The sequence below is a fragment of the Streptosporangium sp. NPDC006007 genome, assembly GCF_040614315.1.
Taxonomy (GTDB): domain Bacteria; phylum Actinomycetota; class Actinomycetes; order Streptosporangiales; family Streptosporangiaceae; genus Streptosporangium.
This window is the reverse complement of sequence record NZ_JBEXUG010000008.1, coordinates 107,434-130,938: the sequence shown is the minus strand read 5'-3', so window position 1 is coordinate 130,938 and position 23,505 is coordinate 107,434. Positions and strand designations below refer to the sequence as shown.

The window sequence follows — 23,505 nt, the reverse complement described above, 5'->3', positions numbered from 1 at the left end:
CGTTCACGGTGATCCAGCGCAGCCGGTTCACGGTCGCGACCGCATCCGGCCTGGTCGCGATGGGCCCGCTCTGGGCGACGGCTCCGGTGGTCCTGGCCGTTCCGGTGGCCTCAGCGGCTCCGGTGGTCCAGAGGGTTCTGGCCGGCTCCGATTCCGGACCGGGCTTCTCACTGTCGGTGACCCCGGCCCGGCTCGTCGTCCCTCCCGGAGAGCTTGGCGCCCCCCGGGTCCTCCGGGTCACCAACGGCGGCGACGCCCCGATCGACGTCCACGTCGAGAAGTCGGATTTCACCACGGACAAGGGCGGCACTGTGGTCCTCCGGGAGAGGGCGCCCTACTCGGCGTCCACCTGGGTCACCGCGGTCCCGGGGGAGTTCCGTCTGGCGCCCGGGGCGACCCGGCGGGTCAGGGTCCGGATCGCCGTGCCGGACGCCCCGGAGCCCGGTGACCACCAGGTCGCCCTGGTCTTCACGGTGGACGCGGGCGCGCGGGAGGGCGCCATCAGGATCAACCGGGGGGTCGGCGTGCCACTGTTCATCGGCGTTCCCGGGTACGCCCACGACACGGCGGAGGTGACGGCGCTACGGGCGCCCGGGTTCGCCGTGGGCGGGCCCGTGCCGATCACCGCCGGGATCCGCAGCACCGGGACGGCGCACCGGGACTTCCTCGGCGCCGGCCGGTTGAGCGTCCGGGTGAACGGGGCCGACGTTCCGTTCCCGGGCTTCACCGTGACGCGCGGCGCGACCCGCGAGGTCACCACCCGATGGGATCCACCGACCATGTGCGTCTGCCGGGCTACGGTCTCGGTGCCACTCCCCGGCGGCCTGGTCCGGGCCCTGACGGTGACGATCGTGGTGTTCCCCGCTCATCTCCTCGCCGTCCCGCTCATCGCGCTCGCCCTGGCGCTCCTGCTCGTCCGGTCCGTGCGCCGAGGCCATCGGGCCCGTGTCGTCGCGGTGGCCGGCGCGATGGGTGCCGCCCACGGGGGCGGCGATGACTGACGACGCCCGCGGGGGAAAGCGATCCGCGCCGCCGCGCCGCCGCACGCCCGGCCGCAGGGGACCGATGTTCCGGCGCGGGCGGGGGATCGCCAGGACTCTCGTGCTGGCCCTGTCCGCCTCGGCGCTGACCGGCACCTCGGTCACGGTGACACCCACGCCCGCCTCCGCGGCCGGTACCGTCCTGTTCGACCAGCCGTTCCACAACAACACGGCGAACGGCACCGGCAGCGTGGTGCTGCCGGCGATGCCGAGCGGTTCGAGCACGACGAACTTCGCGTGTCTGACCGCCTCCGGAAACATCACCACCGGTGTACTGCGCAGTTGCAGCGGCAACCTGGACAGCCAGGGCTCGGGCAAGCTGCGCCTGACGAACGCGGCGGCCAGCAAGGCGGGCGGCGTCTTCGGCGCCACCAGCGTGCCCACCTCGCAGGGCCTCGACGTGACGTTCAGCACCTACCAGTACGGCGGGACCGCCGCCGACGGTCTGGGCTTCGTGCTGGCGGCGGTCGACCCGGCCAACCCCCAGTCGCCGGCCAACATCGGCCAGCTGGGCGGCGGGCTCGGTTACTCCTCGACCAGCAGCCTCTCCGGCATGGCCTACGGCTATCTCGGCGTCGGCCTCGACGTGTACGGAAACTTCAGCAACTCCACCTACCAGGGGAGCGGCTGCACCAACCCGGCCTACATCGGGACGGGCAGCGTCCGGGTGCCCGGCCAGGTCGTGGTGCGCGGCCCCGGCAACGGCACCGTCGGCTACTGCGCGATCAACAGCACGGCCTCCTCGACGAGCGCCACCGCTCTCGCCCTGCGGGCGACCGCCCGCACGGCCGTCCCGGTCCAGGTCGGCGTCAACCCCACCAACGCGGTCCTCACCACCGCCGCCGGCATGACGATCCCGGCAGGCGGCTACAAGGTGGTGGTCACCCTGGTGGGCGGCGCGACCAGGACGCTGACCGGCACGCTGCCCACGGTCCCCGCCGGCCTCTATCCGTCGAGCTGGCTGAACGGCAACGGGATCCCCCGGCAGCTGGTGTTCGGCTGGGTGGGCTCCACCGGAGCCCTGACCGACTTCCACGAGGTCGACGAGGCGGAGGTGGCCACCATCAGCGCCGTCCCCCAGCTGACCGTCGCGCAGACCAGCTACAACGCCGCGACACTGCAGCAGGGTGACCCCGTGACCTACAACGTCGTCGCCGGTGTCGCGGCGGGCCTGCCGGAGACCTCCCCGGTCTCCATCACCCAGACCCTGCCTGCCGGGACGGTGCCCGTGGGGGCGTACGGCACGGGATGGGTCTGCGCGGCGCCGTCCGGGCGGTCCATAACGTGCACCAACGGCAACACCCCGTTCGCGGCCGGGGCGACGTTACCCTCGCTCACCGTGGTGGGCGTCGTCACCGGAGGCTCCGTCACACCGGCGCTGGTCCAGAGCACGACCGTGGCCACGGCGTCGTCCATCGACGCCAACCCCGGCTACTCGTCGGCCACGACTGTGGGAACGCTGCCCACCGCGCCCAGCGGCATCACGCTGAGCTCGACCCTGGGCTCGACCGCCGGCGGCAACGCCGTGGTCGTGAGCGGGGCGAACATCGCGGGCGCGACCGCCATCGAGATCGGCACGACCGCCGAGCAGCAGGCCGGCACCCCCGTGGTCCTGCTGCCCTGCGCGTCCGGTCCCGCCGCCGGCTGCTTCACCGTCAACGGCGACGGCACGCTCGGCATCTCCTCCATGCCCGCCCGCTCCACCGCCGCGACGGTGAAGGTCACCGTCGTCACCCAGGGGCTCGCCTCGGCCGCCACCTACGTCTACGCCGCCGCGCCCGCGGCCCCGGCCGCCCCCACGGCCACGGCCGGGGTGACCAGCGCCACGGTGACCTGGACGGCGCCGAGCGGCAACGGCAGCACCATCACCGGCTACGTGGTGACCCCGTACATCGGCGGCGTGGCCCAGACCCCCGTGTCCTATGACGCCTCGGCCACCACCAGGACGCTGACCGGTCTCACGCCCGCCGTGTCGTACACCTTCACCGTGGCGGCGGTGAACGCCTTCGGCACCGGATCGGCGAGTCCGGCGTCCGCGGCGGTCGTCCCCTACACCGTCCCCGGCCAGCCCGTCATCACCGCGGTCAGTGCCGGCGACTCCGCCGCGACGCTCACCTGGACCGCCCCCGGCAACGGCGGCAGCACCATCACCGGCTACGTCGTGACGCCGTACATCAACGGTGTGGCGCAAGCGCCCCAGACGTTCACCGGCACCGGGACCACCCAGACCGCCACCGGTCTCACCCCCGGGGCCACCTATCGGTTCACCGTCACCGCCCAGAACGCGGCGGGATCCGGCCCGCCGTCCGCCCTCTCCGCGAGCGTCGTCCCCAACCCCTCGCCGAGCCTGTCCTTCCCCGCGCCGCCGAGCGGGGAGGTGGGAGCCGCCTACAGCGTCCCGCTGACCGTCACGGGTGGCACGTCGCCGTTCACCTGGTCGGTCAGCGTCGGCACGCTCCCTCCGGGAGTGACCCTCAACGCCTCCACGGGCGTGCTGTCCGGCACGCCGACCACGGCGGGCACCTACACCTTCACCGTGAAGGTGACCGACGCCGTCGGCCAGAGCGCGACCCAGGCGGTCACCCTGACGATCGCGGCGCAGCCGACGCTGACGTTCCCCGCGCCGCCGGCGGGGGAGGTGGGGGTGGCCTACAGTGTTCCGCTGACGGTGACCGGGGGGACGGGGCCGTTCGCGTGGTCTGTGACGGCCGGTAGTCTGCCGCCGGGTCTGACCGTCAACGCCGCCACCGGGGTGCTGTCCGGCACGCCGACCACGGCGGGCGCCTACACCTTCACGGTGAAGGTGCTCGACGCCCAGAACCAGAGCGCCGTCAAGACGGTCGCCCTGACGATCGCGGCGCAGCCGACGCTGACGTTCCCCGCGCTCGCGGCGGCCCAGGTGGGGGTGGCCTACAGTGTTCCGCTGACGGTGACCGGGGGGACGGGGCCGTTCGCGTGGTCTGTGACGGCCGGTAGTCTGCCGCCGGGTCTGACCCTTAACACCGCCACCGGGGTGCTGTCCGGCACGCCCACCACCGTGGGGGGTTACCCGTTCACGGTTCAGGTGATCGACGCGGTCGGCCAGACGGCCACCAGGGCGGTGACGCTCGCCGTCATCGCGGGACCCCTGGTCATCGTCAAAACGGCCGACCTCTCGGCCGCGACGCCGGGCGGCAAGGTCACCTACACCGTCACCGTCGGCAACACCGGATCGAGCGCGCTCACCGGCGTGACGGTGACCGACCCGCTCTCCGACGTGCTGGACGACGCCGCCTACAACGCGGACGCCACCGCGACCGCGGGCACGGTCTCGTTCACCACCCCCACCCTGACCTGGAGCGGGAACCTCGCGGCCGGTGCCACCGTCACCGTCACCTACTCCGTCACGGTGGCCGGCTCCGGCACCGGTAACAAGACGCTGGCCAACACGGTGACCTCCTCGACCCTCGGCAGCGTCTGCCCGCCCGGCGGCGCCGACCCCCGCTGCACCGCAACGGTCACCGTCTCCGGGCTCTCCATCGTCAAGACCGCCGACACCTCGACCACCACGCCCGGATCGACCGTGCGCTACACGGTCTCGGTCACCAACTCGGGGCAGACGCCGTATGCCGGGGCGGCGTTCACCGACGCGCTGGGCGGGGTGCTGGACGACGCGGTCTACAACGCCGACGGCGGCGCGACCAGCGGCAGCGTGTCCTTCACCGGATCCGCCCTGAACTGGATCGGGAACCTCGCGGCCGGCGCGACCGCGACGGTCACCTACTCGGTCACGGTGAAGGACCCCGACACCGGTGACCGGACGCTGACCGGCACCGTCTCCTCGGCCACCCCCGGCAGCACCTGCCCGGCGGGGAACCCCGGCGCGCCGTGCACCGCCTCCGTCACGGTTCTGGTCCCGGCGCTCACGATCACCACCGGTACGGACGTCACCACCGCGACCCCCGGATCGACCGTGCGCTACACGGTCACCGCGGCCAACACCGGCCAGACACCTTACGCGGGGACCGGCTTCACCCTCTCCCTCGCGGGTGTGCTGGACGACGCGACCTACAACGGCGACGCGGTCGCGACATCGGGCGGCGTCACCTTCGCCAACGGCACCCTGACCTGGACCGGTGACCTGGCCCTGGGCGCGGTGGTCACCGTGACAGGCTCGGTCACCGTGACCAGCCCCGACCCCGGTGACAGGCTCCTGGCGGCCACCGCCACCTCCACCGCGGCGGGAAGCACCTGCCGGACCACCGGTACGGCCCCCGCCTGCACCACCACCGTCCCGGTCCTGATCCCCGGGCTGACGATCTCCAAGACGGCCGACACCTCGACCACCACGCCCGGATCGACCGTGCGCTACACGGTCTCGGTCACCAACTCGGGGCAGACGCCGTATGCCGGGGCGGCGTTCACCGACGCGCTGGGCGGGGTGCTGGACGACGCGGTCTACAACGCCGACGGCGGCGCGACCAGCGGCAGCGTGTCCTTCACCGGATCCGCCCTGAACTGGATCGGGAACCTCGCGGCCGGCGCGACCGCGACGGTCACCTACTCGGTCACGGTGAAGGACCCCGACACCGGTGACCGGACGCTGACCGGCACCGTCTCCTCGGCCACCCCCGGCAGCACCTGCCCGGACGGAGGCACGGACCCGCGCTGCGCCAGTACCGTGACCGTCCTGCTCCCCCAGTTGACGATCACCAACACCGCGGGCGTGACCACCACCACACCGGGCGGGGTCGTGTCGTACACCATCACGCTGACCAACACCGGGCAGACCCCCTACACCGGGGTGGACTTCACGATCGACGGCGCCGGGGTGAACGACGACGCGAACTACAACGGCAACCTCACGGCCAGCTCGGGCAACCTCGCCCTGACCGCCGACGGCAGGGGGGTGTGGACCGGCTATCTGGCGATCGGCCAGTCGGTCACCGTGATCGGTTCGATCACGGTGCACGACCCCGACCTCGGTGACAGGATCCTGACCACCTCCGTCACCTCCACCGCCCCCGGCAGCACCTGCCCGCCGGCCGGCACGGCCTCCGCCTGCAACACCAGGGTCACCGTGCTCGTCCCCGCACTGGTCATCACCAAGACGGCGGACACCCAGACGACCACGCCGGGTGGCACCGTCGGCTACTCGCTCACCATCGCCAACTCGGGGCAGACACCGTACACCGGCGCCGTCGTCACCGACCGGCTGGCCGAGATGCTGGACGACGCGGTCTACAACGCCGACGCGACCGCGAGCGTGGGCACGGTCGGTTTCGCCGGTTCCACCCTGACCTGGACCGGGGATCTGGCGGTCGGCGCGACCGCGACGGTCATCTACTCGGTGACCGTCCGCGCCCCCGACCCCGGAGACAAACAGATGGTCAACACGGTGGTCTCGGGAGTCCCCGGCAGCACCTGCCCGGCCGGTGGCATCGATCCCCGGTGCACCACGACGGTGGCCGTCCTCGTGCCGGCCCTGACCATCGTCAAGACCGCGGACACCGCCGCCACCGCGCCCGGATCGACCGTGCACTACACGGTCTTGGTCACCAACTCGGGGCAGACGCCGTACGCCGGGGCGACGTTCACCGACGCGCTGGCGGGGGTGCTGGACGACGCGGTCTACAACGCCGACGGCAGCGCGACGACCGGCGGTGTCTCGTTCGCCGGCCCGAACCTGACCTGGACCGGGGATCTGGCGGTCGGCGCGACCGCGACCGTCACCTACTCGGTGACCGTCAACAACCCCGACACCGGAGACGCCCTGCTCACCGGTACCGTCGTCTCGGCCACGCCGGGCAGTGACTGCGGGAGCGGGAGCACCGACACCCGGTGCTCGGCTCCCGTGCCGGTCGCCCGGCTGGTCCTCTCCCAGAGCTACGTCGGATCCACCACGACACCCGGTTCCGTGGTGCGCCTCAACGCCACGTTCACCAACACCGGGCAGACCCCCTACACGGGGATCACCGTCTCCAGCCCCACCGCGGGCACCCTCGACGACGCCATCCCCAACGGGGACCAGACCGCGTCCTCGGGAACCCTGGTGCTCGGCGCCAGCACGATCACCTGGACGGGGAACATCCCCGTCGGCGGCGTCGTCACGGTCACCGGCACCCTGACCGTGAAGAACCCGCCCGTCGGCGACAGGACCCTCACCGGCACCCTGGTCTCCGCCGCGCCCGGCAACAACTGCCCCTCCGGCGGCACCGACCCCCGCTGCACGGCCCTGCTCACCGTGCTGGTCCCCGGCCTGACGATCACCAAGACCGCGGACACCTCGGTCACCACCCCCGGCGGCACGGTCGGCTACACGGTCACGGTCACCAACTCCGGCCAGACCCCGTACGCGGGGGCGTCCTTCACCGACGCGCTGGCGGGGGTGCTGGACGACGCGGTCTACAACGGGGACGTGGCCGCGAGCGCGGGTACGGCCGGTTTCGCCGGTTCCACCCTGACCTGGAGCGGGGATCTGGCGGTCGGCGCGACCGCGACCGTCACCTACTCGGTCACCGTCAACAACCCCGACACCGGTGACCGGACGCTGGTCGACACCGTCACCTCCACCAACGTCGGGGCCAACTGCACTCCGGCGAGCGGTGATTCGCGGTGCTCGGTGACCGTCACCGTGCTGACCCCGGCGCTGACCATCACGAAGACCGCGGCCTCGGCGACGGCGACACCGGGCGCCACGGTCACCTACACGGTCACGGCCACGAACACCGGTCAGACGCCGTACGTCGGAGCCTCGTTCACCGACGCGCTGGGCGGGGTGCTGGACGACGCGGTCTACAACGCCGACGGCAGCGCGACGACCGGCGCTGTCTCGTTCGCCGGCCCGAACCTGACCTGGACCGGGAACCTCGCGGTCGGCGCGACCGCGACCGTCACCTACTCGGTCACCGTCAACAACCCCGACACCGGTGACCGGACGCTGACCGGCACCGTCTCCTCGGCCACCCCCGGCAACACCTGCCCGGCCGGCGGAACCGACTCTCGCTGCACGGCCACCGTCGCGGTTGTCCAAGCCTCCACGCTGACCTTCGTCAAGTCGGCCGGCGTGACCTCGACCGTCGAGGCGGGGACGGTCACCTACACGGTCACGGTCACCAACACCGGATTGATCCCCTACATCGGGGCGACGTTCACCGACGCGCTGGCGGGGGTGCTGGACGACGCGACCTACAACGGGGACGCGACCGCGAGCACCGGTCTCGTCGCCGTCATCGGCTCGGAGCTGACCTGGACCGGCACGGTTCCGGCGAGCGGATCGGCCACGGTGACCTACTCGGTGACCGTCCGCAGCCCCAACCCCGGCGACGGGATCCTCACCAACCCCCTGACGTCGGTCTCGCTGGGCGGCAACTGTCCACTGCTCGGTACCGACCCCCGCTGCGCGGCCAGGGTGACCGTCTCCGGACTGGAGATCGTCAGTACCGCCGACGTGACCACCGTGCAGCCAGGAGGCGTGATCCGGTTCACCGGGGTGATGACCAACGTGGGCAGGACCCCGTATCTCGGGATCACCGTCCTCTTCCACGCCGCCGACGCCCTCGACGACGCCGTCCCCAACGGGGACCAGAGCGCCACCTCGGGATCGCTGTCCGTCGGCGCCACCGCGCTGGAGTGGACCGGCAACATCCCCGTGGGCGGAAGCGTCACGGTGACCGGCACCCTGACCGTGAAGAACCCGGACCCGGGCGACCAGGTGATCACCACTTCCGTCTCCTCCTCCGCGCCGGGAGGCAACTGCCCCACCGGGAGCACCGACCCCGACTGCACGACCACCGTCACGGTCCTGACCCCGGGACTGACGGTCACCAAGAGCGCCAACGTGAACGCGACGGTCCCGGGCGGCACGGTGGCCTACACGGTCACCGTCACCAACAGCGGGCAGGTCCCCTACACCGGGGCGACGGTCACCGACCCGCTGGCCGGGGTGCTGGACGACGCGACCTACAACGCCGACGCGACCGCCACCGTCGGCACGGCCGGCTTCGCCGGCTCGGACCTGACCTGGACCGGGGATCTGGCGGTCGGCGCGACCGCGACGGTCACCTACTCGGTCACGGCGAACGATCCCGACACCGGCGACAAACTGCTGATCAACTCGGTCGTCTCCACCGTCGCGGGAAGCACCTGCCCGCCCGCCAGCGCGAACGCGGCCTGCAGCGCGAAGGTCGTCGTCCTCACCCGCGCCCTGACCATCGCCAAGACGGCGGGCGTCGCCTCGGTCGCACCGGGGGGGACGGTTCCCTACACGGTCACGGTCACCAACTCCGGACAGGTTCCATATGCCGGGGCGACGTTCACCGACGCGCTGGCGGGGGTGCTGGACGACGCGGTCTACAACGCCGACGCGACCGCGACCGTCGGCACGGCCGGCTTCGCCGGCTCGGACCTGACCTGGACCGGGAACCTCAACCCGGGCCAGACGGCCACCATCGCCTACAGCGTCACGGTGAACGCCCCCGACACCGGAGACGAGAGGCTGACCGGCACCGTCACCTCCGCCACTCCCGGCAGCACCTGTCCGGCAGGCGGCACGGACCCGCGCTGCGCCGGGACGGTCCTCGTCTCACGGGTGACGGTCGTGAACTCCGCCGACGTCGTCACCGCCCTGCCCGGCGGGACGGTGCACTACACGATCACGATCACCAACAGCGGGCAGACACCGTATCCCGATCTCAGCGTGGACACCCTCCTCACCGGGGCGCTCGACAACGCCACCTACAACGGTGACGCGGCGGCCTCGGCGGGCGGCGTCGTCCTGATCCCCGGAGAGGGCAGGCTGACCTGGCGCGGTGGCCTCGCCGTCGGCGAGGTGGCGACCGTCACCGCGTCGATGAGGGTGAACAACCCGCGGACCGGTGACAACCTGATGACCACCGCCGCGACCTCCTCCGCCTCCGGGAACAACTGTCCCGTCGGCGGCACCGACCCCGTCTGCGCCACCGCCGTCACCGTGCTGACCCCCGTCCTGGCCATCGTCAAGGCCGCGGACCGGGCCACCACCACGCCCGGTGGGACGGTGCACTACACGATCACGGTCACCAACTCCGGGGAGAGTCCGTACGCCGGGGCGACGTTCACCGACGCCCTGGCCGGGGTGCTCACGGACGCGGTCTACAACGCCGACGCCGCCACGACGAGGGGTACGGTCACCCTCACCGGCTCCCACCTGACCTGGAACGGGGATCTGGCGGTCGGCGAGTCCGCCACGGTCACCTACTCGGTCACCGTCCGCGACCCCGATCCGGGTGACAAGCAGATGATCAACGCGGTGGTCTCCGACACGCTGGGCAGCACCTGTCCGGCGGGCGCGACCGCCCCGGAGTGCTGGGCGCTGGTCACCGTACTCCTTCCCGTCCTGGACATCACCAAGACCGCCGACACCGTCAGCACCACGCCCGGCGGCACCGTACGGTTCACGGTCACGGTCGCGAACACCGGGCAGACCCCGTACACGGGGGCGCAGGTCGCCGACGCGCTGGCCGGGGTGCTGGACGACGCGGTCTACAACGCCGACGCGACCGCGAGTGTCGGCACGGTCGGCTTCGCCGGCTCCACCCTGACCTGGAGCGGGGATCTGGCGGTCGGCGCGACCGCGACGGTCACCTACTCGGTCACCGTGCTCGACCCCGACCCGGGCGACAGGACCCTGCTCGGCGTCGCCTCGTCGAGCGCGCCGGGCAGCACCTGCCCGCCGGGCGGCTCCGCCTCCGCCTGCTCCTCCACGGTGACCGTCCTCATCCCCGGGCTGGCCGTCTCCACCACCGCGGACGCGGTGACCACCACCCCCGGCGGTACCGTACGGTTCACGGTCACGGTCGCGAACACCGGGCAGACCCCGTACACGGAGGTGCAGGTCGCCGACGCGCTGGCCGGGGTGCTGGACGACGCGGTCTACGACGGGAACGTGATCGCCGACTCCGGTGGCGTGACGGTCACCGGTTCCACCCTGACCTGGACCGGGGATCTGGCGGTCGGCGCGACCGCGACGGTCACCTACTCGGTCACCGTGCGCGACCCCGACCCGGGCGACAAGGTCATGAGGAGTGTGGTCACCTCCTCCGCCCAGGGGAGCACCTGCCCCGTGGGGAATGGCAATCCGACCTGTGCCGTGGCCGTCACCGTCCTCGTTCCCGCCCTGAGCATCGTCAAGACCGCCGATGTGGCGACCACGACCCCCGGCGGCACGGTCGGATACACGATCACGGTCACCAACTCCGGGCAGACGGCCTACTCCAACGCCTCGGTCACCGACAGCCTCGACGGGGTGCTCACCGACGCTCTCTACAACGGTGACATAAGCGCCTCCACCGGTGTCGTCGGCTACACGGAACCCGCCCTGACCTGGACCGGTGCCCTCGCGGTCGGCGCGAGCGCCACGATCACCTACTCCATCACGGTGAAGGACCCGGACACCGGGGACAAGGCCATCTCCAACGCCGTGACCTCGTCCTCACCGGGCAGCACCTGCCCGGCGGGCGGCACCGCCCCCGCGTGCACCACGCTCGTGCGGGTGCTGGTCCCGCAGTTGACGATCACGAAGATCGCCGACACGGGCACCGTCGCCGCGGGCGACGCCGTCCACTACACGGTGACACTCGCCAACACCGGCGAGACCCCGTATGCCGGGGCGGCGTTCACCGACCCACTGGCCGACGTGCTGGACGACGCCGTCTACAACGGTGACGCGACCGCCACCACCGGCACGGTGACCTACGCCGGCTCCACCCTGACCTGGAGCGGTGACCTGGCGGTCGGCGCGACCGCGACGGTCACCTACTCGGTCACCGCCTCCTACCCCCCGCCGGGGAACAAGACCCTGACCGACACCGTGACCTCATCCGCGCAGGGGAGCACCTGCCCCGCCGGAGGGACCGACACCCGGTGCACCACGACCGTCACCGTCCTCGTTCCCGCTCTCACCATCACCGTGACCTCGGACAACAGCGGGACCATCGTCGAGGACGGGCGGGTCGGATACACGATCACGGCCACCAACACCGGTGAGGTCCCCTACACCGCGGCCACCTTCGTCGGCCTGCTGGGCGGCGTGCTGGACGACGCCGTCTACAACGGGGACGCGACCGCCACCACCGGCACCCTCACCTACGCCGGTGACCGTCTGACCTGGGCCGGGGCGCTGCCCGTGGGCGCGAGCACGGTCGTCGCCTTCACCGTCGCACTCCGGGACGGCCCCGTCACCGGAGACAGGGTCCTCGACAACCGGGTCACCTCGGCGATCACCGGGAGCACCTGCCCGACCGGCGGCACCGACCCCGGCTGCGCCGTCTCGACCGCCGTGACGGACGAGACCATCACCCTCACCGACCTGACCGACGCCTTCACCCTGTCCGGCACCCCGGGGACGACCGCGCGGCGCGACGGGGCCGTGACGATGACGGTCACCACGAACAGCTCCGACGGCTACAGCGTCACCGTGCGGGCCAACTCCCCCCAGCTCACCGCGGTGATGTCCGGCGAGACGTTCAGCATCCCGATCGGCAATCTGCGGGTGCGCGAGAACGGCGCGCAGACATTCTCCCCCCTCTCCTCCACCACCCCGCTCCTCGTCCACCAGCAGTCCGGCGCGTCCGTCCCCGGCGGGGACGCGATCGGCAACGACTACGAGGTCGACATTCCGTTCGTCCCTTCCGGCGGCTACTCGGCCACGCTCGACTACATCGCGACGGCCAACTGACATGCCGCCGTTCCCGGCACCCGAAACGAACCACGCGAAGGAGAAGCCATGGCAGGAACCCCTTCCAGCAGCAGCACCACTTCCGGTGGCGCCATCACCTCGACCGGCGCCACCACGTCCGGCACCGTGAGGCGTGCCGCCGCGCTGTGCGGGCTCGGCGTGGTCCTCGTCGCGGCCCTCGCCACCTCCGCGGCGGCGGCGTCCGCGCTCAAGCCGCCTCCGGAGACCAACGGCGGCAAAGACGCGGCCGGTGTCACCCCCAAGCTGAGCATCAGCGTCGACAACGGCCGTACGACCACCAAGGAGGGCGACCGGCTGACCTACACCGTCGCCATCCGTAACATCGGCACGACCGACGCCCGGAAACTCCATCTCACCCAGAGCATGCCCCCCGGCCTCCGGTTCGTCTCGGCCGACGGTCACGGCTCGGTCCGGGACGGGCAGGTCGTGTGGACCGTGGACGTGCCGGCGGGCAAGGACGTCACCTTCCACACCACGGCTCAGGTGCAGGCCACGCCGGAGGACCTCCTGCGCCTGGCCACCGTCGCCTGCGCCGCCGCCGGAAGCGGGGGAAAGCCCATCGTCTGCGCCGCCCACTCCGACCAGCTGCCGGCCGGCGCCGCGGCGGCCGAGGCCACCCGGCGGGACGCATCCCCCCTCGCCGGCCGCCTGTGGTACGTCCCCGCGGGGGTGGGGCTGCTGATCCTGGTGGTCCTCGGCGTCCGAGCGGGCCGCCGCGCGAACCTCCCCGCCCGCCTCCGGCGATCCCCCTGACCCCGTCCGGCGTCCGCGCTGGTGAACCGTACGTGTGCGCCCTCTTCGGCGGGGGCGCACACGAGGGGAGGGCTACTCGTCGCCGGTGAGGGAGAAGCTCCGCAGGCGCCTGCCCGCCCAGAGGACGGCGCCGACGGTGACGAGCAGCAGGGCGGTCGCGGCGAAGCCGATGGTGATCTCGGTGGACAGGAACGGCGAGGAGGAGACCTGGTCGGCGACCGTCTGGGCCCACTGCTGAATGGAGAACCTGCGGGCGCCGGGCACGAAGTTGCCGACCACCCCCTCCCAGATGAGCGCGTAGGCGATGCCGATCGTGACCGCGTGCCGGGTCAGGATGCCCAGCAGCATGAACACCGCCGCGTACGCGACCCCGCCGACTCCGGCACCGAGGGCGAAGCCGTACGCGATGTCTGATTCGAGGTTGACCAGCAGGTAGGCCGCGACGAAGGTCGGCACGGCGGCGAACAGCGCGAGCATCGAGGCGGCGACCAGGAACTTGGTCCGCGCGATGACCGGGCGGGAGATCGGCTTGGCCAGCAGGTGGACGATCGTGCCGTCGTCGATCTCGGGGGCGATCACACCGGTCCCCGCGATCAGGCCGAGCAGCGGCAGCATGGTGCCGAGGGCGAACTTCTCCATGAGCGTGACCGTGGTCGCCTCGCTCCCGTTGCCGACGGCGCGCAGCAGTACGGCCAGGCCGATCAGCACCAGCGGCAACACGACCAGCAGCCAGATCCTTCTCCGGCCGAGCAGTGAGCGGTAGGAGATTCCGGCGATGACACCGTTCATAGGTCAGCTGCTCCTGTTGATCAGGTAGGAGAAGACGCTCTCCAGGTCTTCGTCGGCGGGGGAGATCTGCCAGATCCGCACACCCGCGTCCTTGGCGACCCTGGGCAGCAGCCAGGTGAACCGCCGGAAGTCGACGGCCTGCACCTCCAGGCCCGTCTCGGTGAGCGAGACCGAGCTGGAGGAGGCGTCGCCGATGAGGGCCGACGCCAGTCGGCGGTCGTCGCTGGAGCGGACCCGGAACACGTGGGGCCGGTCGGTCATCCTGCGGCGGATCTCGCGGAAGTCGCCGGAGGCGGCGTGGCGGCCGGCGACCAGGACCTCGATGTGCTGGGCGACGCGCTCCACCTCCTCCAGGATGTGCGAGCTGAACAGGATGGTCTTGCCCGCGGCGCCCATGTTGCCGACCAGGTCCATCAGGTGCATGCGCTGGCGGGGGTCCATGCCGTTGAACGGCTCGTCGAGCAGGAGCACCTGCGGGTCGTGCACGAGCGCGGCGGCGACCTTGATCCGCTGACGCATGCCCTTGGAGTAGGTCTCGATCCTGCGGTCCTTGGCGGGTTCCATCTCGACCGTGGCGAGTGCCTTGCGCGCGGCGTCGTCGGGGTTGGGCAGGTGATGGAGCCGGGCGCTGGACAGCACGAACTGCCAACCGGTGAGGAAGCCGTAGACGGCCTCGCGCTCGGGGACCAGGCCGATCGAGCGGTAGATCTCGTGGTTGCGCCAGATGCCCGTGCCGTCCAGGGTGACCGTGCCGCCCGACGGGGCGAGGAACCCGGCCATCATGTGCAGCAGTGTGGACTTGCCGGCGCCGTTGGGGCCGAGCAGGCCGGTGACGCCGGGCCCGATGGTCATGGTGACGTCGTTGACGGCGACCACGTTGCCGTACCAGCGGGACACCTGGGCCAGTTCGAGGTTCATCGTGAGGCCGCCTTCCGGTAGCGCGCGATCAGGGCGGTCACCGACAGGGCGATCAGCCCGGCCACCAGCAGGATCGCCGCCGTGACGCCCGCTCCCGTGGGGTAGACGGTGGGCGCCGAGGGTTTCGCGGAGAACAGCCCGACCTGCACCGCGGCGTCCACCAGGAAGAACGGGTTGATCATCCAGGCCCACGCGGCGGCGGTGTAGTTGTTCACCGACTCCATCGTCGCGGCGATGACGGCCGAGACGGCCGAGGTGAGCAGGTAGAACGCGATGACCGAGGCCACGCCCAGGCCACGCCGGGGAGTGAAGGAGGCGATCGCCACACCGATGCAGGAGAGCAGCGCCGCGTAGACGACGGCTCCGGCCATGCTCGTCAGATAGTCGGAGGTGTGGGGCGGCCCGGGCAGGTCGATGACCAGCTCGCCGATGTAGAGCACGGTGAGGGGCACGGCCAGCAGCAGGAACATCGCCGTGATCATCGCCGTGAGTTTGGCTCCGACGTAGTCCCAGAGCGTCACCGGCCGCGACAGATAGAGCGGCAGCACCCGGAAACGCAGGTCGGGGGCGACCGTGTAGGGGGACTGGGAGGCCAGGAAGATCGCCAGTACGGCCTGCATGGTGACGGCGTAGGAGGTGTAGGTGATCGCCTCCTGCTTGAGCATCGCCATGACCGCGATGGAGACGACCGCGGGCAGCAGCATGACGCCCACGAGCAGGAACGGGATGATCTTCGCCCGAGCCGTGCGGCCCAGCCCGAACACCCCGCGCAGGCTGTGCACGGCCAGCGCCACGGCGGCGTGGCCCCGGCCGAGCCGTACCCCGTCGTAGTGGCGGTATCCGATGTCGTGAATGACACCCGTGGGCTCAGACATGGGCGGGCTCCCGGAAGACGTCCTCGATGCGCTGGCGGCCCTGTTCCATCCGGATCAGGCAGAGGTCGAGCTCGCAGACGGCGTCGCGGAGCGCGTCGAAGGTCTCCGGCGCGCGGACGTGGACCAGCAGCATCCGGCCGTGCGGGGTGACGGTCTCGCCCAGCTCGGTGAGGCGGGCGGCCAGGGCGGCCTGCCCCTCCTCCACCTCCACCGTGACGGTCTGGGTGGTCTGGGTGAACTCGGAGATGGACGAGGAGCGCAGCAGCGTGCCGCCGTCGATCACGATGACGTGGTCGCAGACCCGCTCCAGCTCGCCCAGCAGGTGTGAGGTGACCAGCACGCTGATGCCGAACTCGGTGCCGATCCTGCGGATCAGCGCCAGCATCTCGTCGCGGCCCTGCGGGTCCAGGCCGTTGGTCGGCTCGTCCAGGAAGACCAGGCGCGGGTCGTGCACCAGGGCCTGAGCCAGCTTGACCCGCTGTTTCATGCCGGTGGAGTAACCGCCCATCGCGCGGTAGCGCTCCTCGTAGAGGCCCACGTGGCGCAGCACGTCGGCGGCGCGCTCCCGGGCGGCCGTACGGGGCAGGCCCGACATCTGGCCCATGTGCACGGTGAACTCGGTGGCGGACAGGTCGGGGGGCAGGCAGTCGTGCTCGGGCATGTATCCCACGATCCGCCGGATCTCCGCGCCCTGGGTGGTCACGTCCATGCCGAGCACCTGGGCGCTTCCGCCGGAGGGTTCGAGCAGGCCCAGCAGGATCTTGATGAGCGTGGACTTGCCCGCGCCGTTGGCGCCGACCAGGCCGGTGACGCCGGAGCCGACGGTCACGGTGAGCCGGTCGAGCGCCGTCACCCGGGGGAAGCGTCTTGTCAGTCCCTCGGTGGCGAGGATAGTCATGGTCGGACACTACCTATCGTTCGGCGCGAATTCCTCCACCGCATGGACGAGGATCGCCTCGTCCGAAAGTCCGGTAGACGTTCCCGCGCGGCTTGTCCGCCGATGTCCTACGAGCGCGGCCGGAGTGCCGGCCGGGGGCGTTTGGCGTGTTTGGAGGCTCCCGCCGTCCTCCGCGCGGCCGGAGTCCCCTCCCACGAGGTGCCGGGGTCCTCCCCGGGCGCCGCCGTTCCTACGCGCGGCCGGAGTTCCGTGGCGGCCTGATCGGAAGCCGCAGGCCGAACCTGGACCAGTAGGCCCGCTGGAGAAGAAGTGTCACCGTACCGGAGATGATCATGCCCGCGATGTTCACCGCGAGCTGGGTGACCGAGGCCGTCATGTCGTCCCAGCGGGCCAGTGCGGCGGCGACCGCGAAGTAACCGGCGGCGGGCACGGTGGTGACCGAGATGAAGACGCCGACCAGGGCCGAGGACTTGCCCGCCGTCACCGAGAGCACCCCGGCCGCGCCCGCGAGCAGCGCCACGACGAACGACCACCTGTCGGGCTTGACGATGAACTCGATCTCCTCGTGGTCGAACAGCGTGGCCGGGCCGATCCAGCCGGACAGCCGGGTGGCCACGACGCAGACGGTGGTCACGGCGATCGCCGCGGCGAAGCCCACGGCCAGTGTGCGCAGGGCGTGGCCGATCAGCGGTCCGTCGCGGCGCAGCAGGCCGAAGCAGACGGCCACGATCGCCCCGAACTCCGGCCCCAGGACCATCGCGCCGACGATGAGGATCGGCGAGTTCACGATCACCCCGACCGCCGCGAGCTGCGTGGCGATCGTCAGGAAGGCGAGGAACGCCCAGGTGATCCGGGTGTCGTCGGAGACCCGCTGGGCGAGCTCCGCCCAGACCACGGCGTCGTCCCCCTCGCCGGGCGCCTCCTCCTCCGCCCGGTCGGCCACGTCCGAGAGCGACAGGTCCACCCGCTCGACCGCGATGGAGCCGTCCGCGCACAGCCCGAGGTGCCGGAGCCGCTCGATCACCTCGTTCGCCGCCTCCCTCGCGACGTCGAACTGGACCAGGTCGCCTTTGGGGGAGCGGGCGACGCCGTGCAGCACGACGAGGTTGGTCACGCCCACGGCGGTCTCCAGCAGCCCGAGCACGTCGTCGGTTCGCTCCACCGGGCTGATCACACGTAGATGCAACACCCGCTCACTTTAGGGCCGTACCCGGCAAGGAGGTGATGCGCGGATCGTGGCCGAGGTGCGCGACGACACGGGCAGGCTCCGCTCGGAGTCGTGGCTCGGCGCCGGTTGCGCCGGGGTGCCCGGAAACCGGGCGACGCGGGCGGGTCGGGTAACGACTCCGCCCGCCCGCGTCACGCACGGGTCCGGTCACCCCTCAATGCCGGGGCCCGTGCGGTGGGCGGCGCGACGGCGGGGGGAGGGAAGGTCCGCCGCCGTGCCTGCTTTTAGGAGCCGCGCCCGTTTCGGGAGCCGCGCCCGCTTTTCAGGAGGGGCGGCGCTGGGCGGGGACGCCCGGGGAGGGGAAGGGGTGGCGGCGCAGCAGGGCGTCGGCCTCGGCCTGGCGCATCCCCTCCTCCAGCTCCGCAGGAGTGCGGCCGCAGACCATGATGGGGGCGGGGGAGGGCCAGGCGGCCAGGGCGTGGAAGCGGCGGCTGCCGGGGCCGTAAAGCACGACCCAGCCAGGCCAGGAACGTTCCAATCGCTCGGCCTCGGCACGGGCCGGGCCGTCCCACACGCGGCGGTGCACGGCGGCGGGGGTCTGCCCGATACGGTGCCGTCCCGCGACGTGCGGGTCACGCCGCCCGATCACGGCGCCGTCCCCTCGGACGCTACCGCCTCCCGGACGTTCTCTCGGGCGCGGGTCCGCGCGACCTCCTCCTGCCGCTTGACCTCGGCTCGCAGCTGCTCGAAGGTGTCGCCGTCCACGGTCCGGAACGGCGGGTCGTACCACTCCCCGTCGTCGTCGAAGGGTTTCTCGCGGCTGGCCCAGTACCGCCCGGCGTCACTGCGCATCACCCGCCACCCGGGGATCGCGGAGTCGGGCATCGTGAATCTGTCATCATGCATGGGATCGGACCTCCTGTCTGATCGCGGACCCGCCCAGGCGTTGCGAGCGGCGGGCGGGTCCGCATTATGAGGTGGGGAAGAATCCGGGCGCTGTACGGCGCAGGCGATCGGCGCGTCGACGGAGAGTTCTTCGACGCTGCCGGAGGCCTTGCGCTCAACTTTAATGGATATCGCGATAAGCAGACAAGGTGTTCTCAAAAAAGCTCCGGTCGGTGGGGCTTGGAGTACCTGTCCTCAGACCGGTAGGTAGTACAGCAGCTCGTAAAGATGGGCGCCTTTGACCAGGATTGATACCTCGATGGGCCGGTCGTGGTCGGAGTAAATCACGCGGAACTGCCGGATAATCGGCACGTCCGGCAGGGCGAGGAGGTCAGCCTCCTCCGTCGTTGGCATCCGCGCCGACACCGCGTCCACGAAGGATCGTTGAGGATGCCCGCGCTCGGCGAGCACGCGAGGCGCGCCGCCACGAACTCTATGGGGCTTGGCCAATTCCGTGTCGGCCGCGAGCTCCAACGGGTAGTACGACCACGAGATCTCAACAGGGCGCTCGCCGTGCCGGAGCAACCGGCGGCGCAGAAGGGCGCGACCGCCGGATTCGACCATCAGTGCCTCGGCGACCTTGGGAGGAGGAAGGACCTCGCCGACCTCCAAAAGTTCGTAGGAGTAGCCGCCCGGCTCCGGTGGCAGATATGCGCTCACCTCAACCTGGAACGGCTGGCGGTCGCGGACGTACACGCCTTTGCCCTGTCGGCTCGTCAGGTAGCCCTCCCCCTTGAGGACGGCCAGGGCTTTCTGGACGGTCGTGTTCGAGACGCCGAACTCTTCGACCAGCCGCGCGGTCGAGGGTAGTCGTGTTCCAGGGGCGAGGTCGCCCGCCATGATCCGTGCTCGCATGTCCGCCGCCATCTGCTCGTACGGTGGACGATCGTCGGCTCGTTGCATCATGTGGTCAGCTCGCCTTCAGCCGGTATCGCAGATGGCGGTTCTCGGCGACCATCACCATGACCGATGCCTCGAAAGGTTCCCCCTCGGCGGTCAGGCACGTCCGAAACAACGTGATCACCGGGGTGCCCGCCGGTATCTCCAACTCGGAGGCCTCGTCCGCCGTGGCGGCGCGGAAGGTGATGTCCTCCCGGGCCTCGTGTACGGCGTAGCCGAGATCGGCGAGGAGCGTGACCGCCCCGCCTTTGATCTTTTCCGGCGAGGCGAGCGCCGTTCCGGCCGCGATCCGCTCCGGATACCAGGAGTCGGTCAGCTCGACGGGCCGGTCGTCGAGCAGCATCGTCCGACGCCGTACGACGGCGGCGGCAGCCGATCGTAAGCCGAGCGCGGAGGCGACATCGGCGGGAGGGGCGTCCGTGACCACCGCACGAATCCGCTGGGTGCCGACATGGCCGGCCTGCGCCGCCTCCTCCGACCAGGCGTCCATCTGGCCCTCCTGCCGAGGGGACAGATAGGGCAGGGAGCTTACAATCCACATACTTCCTCTCCTTGTCCGCCGATCATACTTCTCGCGAAAACCATTATGGTGGTTGAGGTCCTTGGAAGGCTGCCGAGACAACGGCGGACAGCCGCCGACACCGTGAAAGACAGGGCCGGTCCGTCGGAGTGCGGGCCGCTACGGGCTCAGAGGAGGGCTGGCGAGAGCCCGCCCCTCCGGGAGACACGGGCGGGGCCGTGAGATGAGATCTATGCTTTTCTCCTGGTTGGGTGGCGGTTTTTCGATGGGCCTTTGGAGTCTTCGCGCCTGGGGCCTCTTCTCGGTGCATCCTCATCGCGCAGATCTACAAGCACATCCCGGCCCCGAAGCCGGGCTATGTCGCCGACTGGGACGATCTGCCGGAGTGGCGGCGGCGGACGGACGCCGACGTCTTCGAGCGCGTCGAGCGGGAGGTGTGGCGGCGCGGGAGAGCCCGGCCGCCGGGGGGCGATCATCATGCCTGTGGTGGCCGGCTCGTTGCGTCATTCGGTCTGCGGGCGGCGCCGGTACGATCGCGCGGCGCGGTGGGCGTCGGCCCGGCGAAACGTGAGGGGGTTGTCCCCTTGTCCGGAACAGTGCGTAGCCATACCTTCACGCTGAGAGAACCGCCCCGGCGAAGGAGGATAGATGGGCAAGCACGACGACGGCAAGGGGCCGCAGGAGGAGGACGTCAAGATCCCCAAGCCGAACTTCGACCAGAAGCACGAGCCCGGCGCCCACGAAGCCCCCGATGAGGACGGGAAGCGCGGATAGTGGACGAGCCCGCGCTCGCCGAGCGGATCGGCGCTTTGATCGATGGTCTGGGCCGCGTCGCCGGGCCGGTGAAGCGGGCGCTGCGGGCGGTGCCGCGCCACGAGTTCGTCCCGGCGGTGGCGCTGATCCCAGGTGACGGTGGAGGTCTGCGCGCCATCGACCGGGCCGCCGATTCGGCCGGGTGGTGGGAGGCGGTCTACAGCGACACCCCCATCGTGACCCAGCTCGACGACGGCGCGCTGTCCATCGCCGACGTGGTCGGCCCCGACGGTGTCGTGCGGTTGCCCTCGGGGGCCGACTACACCTCCTCGGCCTCAGCCCCCAGCACCGTCGCCGCCCTGCTCGGATGGCTGGCCCCCGACCCCGGGCACCGGATCATGGAGATCGGGACCGGCACCGGGTGGACCGCCGCGCTGCTGGCGCACCTGGTCGGCGACGGCGATCTGGTCACTTCGATCGAGGTCGACCTGGCGGTGGCCGAGCAGGCCGCCAAGAACCTGGCCGTCGCCGGGTTCGGTCCCCGCCTGGTCATCGGCGACGGCGCCGTCGGCACCGTCGCCGACGGTCCGTATGACCGGGTGCACGTGACCTGCGGGGTGCGCGCCGTGCCGTACACGTGGGTGGCGCAGACCCGCCCCGGCGGCACCATCGTGCTGCCGTACTGCCCCGGTTTCGGCGCCGACCACGCCCTGCGGCTGATCGTCGCCCCCGGCGGCGTCGCGCACGGGACATATCCCGGGTTCGCCTCCTACATGATGATGCGCTCCCAGCGCCCCGCCGACGGCGTCTTGAGTTACACCCGCGACCACCAGGCCGCCACCACGGCGGTGGACCCGCGTACCATCGCCTACGCCCCGGCCGGGGCCGACCTGGCGATCCACGCGCTGACCGGGCTGCGTTCCCAGGGGCTGCGCCGGCCGGACTTCTACCGGCTGTGGGTCTACGACGCCGACGGCTCGGACGCCGCGGCGGTGACCTGGCGCCCCGGGCGGCGAGAGTTCGAGGTCCGCGGGTACGGCCGGCGTCCGGTCTGGGACGAGGTCGTCGACGCCTACTTCCGGTGGGTCGCCTGGGGGCAGCCGGGCCGGGCCCGGTTCGGCATGACCGTCACCCCCGATGGGCAGAAGGTGTGGCTGGACGGAGCGGACCGGATCATCGGTTGATGACCTTGATCTTCCCCCCCTTACGACACCCGCCAGACCAGGCCGGTTGGGACACTCCTTCGGTGATCATGGAATGCGCCTGGCGGACGGCGATCGCCGGGGTCAGGTGCGGCGGAGGCGGACGCGGCGGATGGAGTGGTCTGGGCCCTTGCGGAGGACCAGGCCGGCCCGGCCCCGGGTGGGGGCGATGTTCTCCAGGAGGTTGCGCTCGTTGATGTCGCGCCACACGTTCTCGGCGAACGTGGTCGCCTCCTCGTGCGACAGTTCGGCGAGGTGCTTGAAGTAGGACTTGGGGTCCTCGAAGGCCGTGCGGCGCAGTTTGTGGAAGCGGTCGACGTACCAGTCGCGGATGTGCTCGGCCTTGGCGTCGACGTAGATGGAGAAGTCGAAGTAGTCGTTGACGGCGAGCGCGGTGGGCGGGGCGGACTGCAGGACGTTGAGGCCCTCGACGATGAGGATGTCGGGGCGGCGCACCGTCTGTGTCGCGCCGGGCACGATGTCGTATTCGAGGTGGCTGTAGACCGGGGCGCTCACCTTGGGCACGCCGGCCTTGACGTCGGCGACGAACCTGACCAGGGCCCGCCGGTCGTAGCTCTCCGGGAAGCCCTTCCGGTGCATGATGTCCCGGTCGGTGAGGATCTTGTTGGGGTAGAGGAAGCTGTCGGTGGTGACGAGGTCCACCCGGGAGTGCTCGGGCCACCGGGCCAGCAGGGTGTGCAGCAGCCGGGCGGTGGTGGACTTGCCGACCGCGACGCTGCCGGCGATGCCCAGGATGTAGGGGGCGGGCCCCTGACCGGCGCCGAGGAAGGTGTTGACCGCCGCGCTGCGCTGCCTGGCGCCGGTGAAGTGCAGGTTGAGCAGCCGGGTGAGCGGCAGGTAGATGTCGGTGACCTCGGCGAGGTCGATCGGGTCGTCGACGCCGCGCAGTTCCTCCAACTCGTCCTCGGTGAGCGTCAGAGGCGTGTTCTTGCGGAGTTCGCCCCACCGTGCCCGGCTCAGCTCCACGTACGGCGTCGCGTCCCACCCGTTGGCCATAGTCACGAAGC

General features: G+C 71.2%; 15 protein-coding genes. 5 read left to right on the top strand and 10 right to left on the bottom strand.

The annotated features are described in order from the left end of the window. Window positions 1–8 precede the first annotated feature (8 nt). The 3 genes from ABZ194_RS09390 to ABZ194_RS09380 are packed head-to-tail and all read left to right on the top strand — an operon-like array spanning window position 9 to window position 13,509. Complete coding sequence (locus ABZ194_RS09390; RefSeq protein ID WP_355594147.1) at window positions 9–1,001, top strand: hypothetical protein; 993 nt, start codon at window positions 9–11, stop codon at window positions 999–1,001. Then, window positions 994–12,735, top strand: a complete 11,742-nt coding sequence (locus ABZ194_RS09385; protein ID WP_355594145.1) for a putative Ig domain-containing protein — start codon at window positions 994–996, stop codon at window positions 12,733–12,735. The genes ABZ194_RS09390 and ABZ194_RS09385 overlap by 8 nt, the downstream gene beginning before the upstream one ends. Before the next feature lie 48 nt (window positions 12,736–12,783). Next, entirely contained in the window at window positions 12,784–13,509 is a 726-nt protein-coding gene (locus tag ABZ194_RS09380; RefSeq protein ID WP_355594143.1) for a hypothetical protein, read from the top strand. A gap of 72 nt (window positions 13,510–13,581) precedes the next feature. On the opposite strand, the gene ABZ194_RS09375 is transcribed toward ABZ194_RS09380, so the two are convergent. The 9 genes from ABZ194_RS09375 to ABZ194_RS09335 form a co-directional block, all read right to left on the bottom strand. Next, entirely contained in the window at window positions 13,582–14,298 is a 717-nt protein-coding gene (locus ABZ194_RS09375) for an ABC transporter permease subunit (RefSeq protein WP_355594141.1), read from the bottom strand. 3 nt (window positions 14,299–14,301) lie between these two features. After that, window positions 14,302–15,216 carry an ABC transporter ATP-binding protein gene (locus ABZ194_RS09370; RefSeq protein ID WP_355594139.1) on the bottom strand — a complete coding sequence of 305 codons (915 nt, stop codon included), beginning with the start codon at window positions 15,214–15,216 and terminating at the stop codon, window positions 14,302–14,304. Continuing rightward, window positions 15,213–16,091: an ABC transporter permease gene (locus tag ABZ194_RS09365; protein ID WP_355594137.1), complete on the bottom strand. Its 879-nt coding sequence runs from the start codon at window positions 16,089–16,091 to the stop codon at window positions 15,213–15,215. Before ABZ194_RS09365 ends, ABZ194_RS09370 begins: the two co-directional genes overlap by 4 nt. After that, on the bottom strand, window positions 16,084–16,989 hold the full coding sequence (locus tag ABZ194_RS09360) for an ABC transporter ATP-binding protein (RefSeq protein WP_355594135.1): 906 nt from the start codon (window positions 16,987–16,989) through the stop codon (window positions 16,084–16,086). The genes ABZ194_RS09365 and ABZ194_RS09360 overlap by 8 nt, the downstream gene beginning before the upstream one ends. Before the next feature lie 229 nt (window positions 16,990–17,218). Then, on the bottom strand, window positions 17,219–18,178 hold the full coding sequence (locus ABZ194_RS09355; protein WP_355594133.1) for a DUF389 domain-containing protein: 960 nt from the start codon (window positions 18,176–18,178) through the stop codon (window positions 17,219–17,221). Between the two features lie 301 nt (window positions 18,179–18,479). Beyond that, window positions 18,480–18,806, bottom strand: coding sequence for a hypothetical protein (locus ABZ194_RS09350; RefSeq protein ID WP_355594131.1), 327 nt, complete (start codon window positions 18,804–18,806; stop codon window positions 18,480–18,482). Then, complete coding sequence (locus ABZ194_RS09345) at window positions 18,803–19,063, bottom strand: hypothetical protein (protein WP_355594129.1); 261 nt, start codon at window positions 19,061–19,063, stop codon at window positions 18,803–18,805. The genes ABZ194_RS09350 and ABZ194_RS09345 overlap by 4 nt, the downstream gene beginning before the upstream one ends. Window positions 19,064–19,297: 234 nt before the next feature. Next, complete coding sequence (locus ABZ194_RS09340) at window positions 19,298–19,969, bottom strand: GntR family transcriptional regulator (protein ID WP_355594127.1); 672 nt, start codon at window positions 19,967–19,969, stop codon at window positions 19,298–19,300. Window positions 19,970–20,012: 43 nt separating this feature from the next. Further along, window positions 20,013–20,543: a UTRA domain-containing protein gene (locus ABZ194_RS09335; RefSeq protein ID WP_355594125.1), complete on the bottom strand. Its 531-nt coding sequence runs from the start codon at window positions 20,541–20,543 to the stop codon at window positions 20,013–20,015. A 627-nt stretch (window positions 20,544–21,170) separates the two neighbouring features. Here ABZ194_RS09335 and ABZ194_RS09330 point away from each other — a divergent pair. Both ABZ194_RS09330 and ABZ194_RS09325 read left to right on the top strand, forming a co-directional pair. After that, the gene (locus tag ABZ194_RS09330; RefSeq protein ID WP_355594123.1) at window positions 21,171–21,296 is read left to right on the top strand and encodes a hypothetical protein; all 126 of its coding nucleotides are present in this window, start codon (window positions 21,171–21,173) and stop codon (window positions 21,294–21,296) included. Continuing rightward, window positions 21,296–22,459 (top strand): protein-L-isoaspartate(D-aspartate) O-methyltransferase, encoded by a 1,164-nt coding sequence (locus tag ABZ194_RS09325; protein WP_355594121.1) that lies wholly within the window; start codon window positions 21,296–21,298, stop codon window positions 22,457–22,459. Before ABZ194_RS09330 ends, ABZ194_RS09325 begins: the two co-directional genes overlap by 1 nt. Before the next feature lie 102 nt (window positions 22,460–22,561). On the opposite strand, the gene coaA is transcribed toward ABZ194_RS09325, so the two are convergent. Further along, complete coding sequence (coaA, locus tag ABZ194_RS09320) at window positions 22,562–23,464, bottom strand: type I pantothenate kinase (RefSeq protein WP_355594281.1); 903 nt, start codon at window positions 23,462–23,464, stop codon at window positions 22,562–22,564. Window positions 23,465–23,505 lie beyond the last annotated feature (41 nt).

Excerpts from the sequence above, each read along its gene's own strand:
- ABZ194_RS09330 (WP_355594123.1), top strand. The coding sequence starts at position 21,171 with ATGGGCAAGCACGACGACGGCAAGGGGCCGCAGGAGGAGGACGTCAAG.
- ABZ194_RS09375 (WP_355594141.1), bottom strand. The coding sequence starts at position 14,298 with ATGAACGGTGTCATCGCCGGAATCTCCTACCGCTCACTGCTCGGCCGG.
- ABZ194_RS09365 (WP_355594137.1), bottom strand. The coding sequence starts at position 16,091 with ATGTCTGAGCCCACGGGTGTCATTCACGACATCGGATACCGCCACTAC.
- ABZ194_RS09340 (WP_355594127.1), bottom strand. The coding sequence starts at position 19,969 with ATGGCGGCGGACATGCGAGCACGGATCATGGCGGGCGACCTCGCCCCT.
- ABZ194_RS09380 (WP_355594143.1), top strand. The coding sequence starts at position 12,784 with ATGGCAGGAACCCCTTCCAGCAGCAGCACCACTTCCGGTGGCGCCATC.
- ABZ194_RS09370 (WP_355594139.1), bottom strand. The coding sequence starts at position 15,216 with ATGAACCTCGAACTGGCCCAGGTGTCCCGCTGGTACGGCAACGTGGTC.
- ABZ194_RS09345 (WP_355594129.1), bottom strand. The coding sequence starts at position 19,063 with ATGCATGATGACAGATTCACGATGCCCGACTCCGCGATCCCCGGGTGG.
- ABZ194_RS09335 (WP_355594125.1), bottom strand. The coding sequence starts at position 20,543 with ATGTGGATTGTAAGCTCCCTGCCCTATCTGTCCCCTCGGCAGGAGGGC.
- ABZ194_RS09360 (WP_355594135.1), bottom strand. The coding sequence starts at position 16,989 with ATGACTATCCTCGCCACCGAGGGACTGACAAGACGCTTCCCCCGGGTG.
- ABZ194_RS09385 (WP_355594145.1), top strand. The coding sequence starts at position 994 with ATGACTGACGACGCCCGCGGGGGAAAGCGATCCGCGCCGCCGCGCCGC.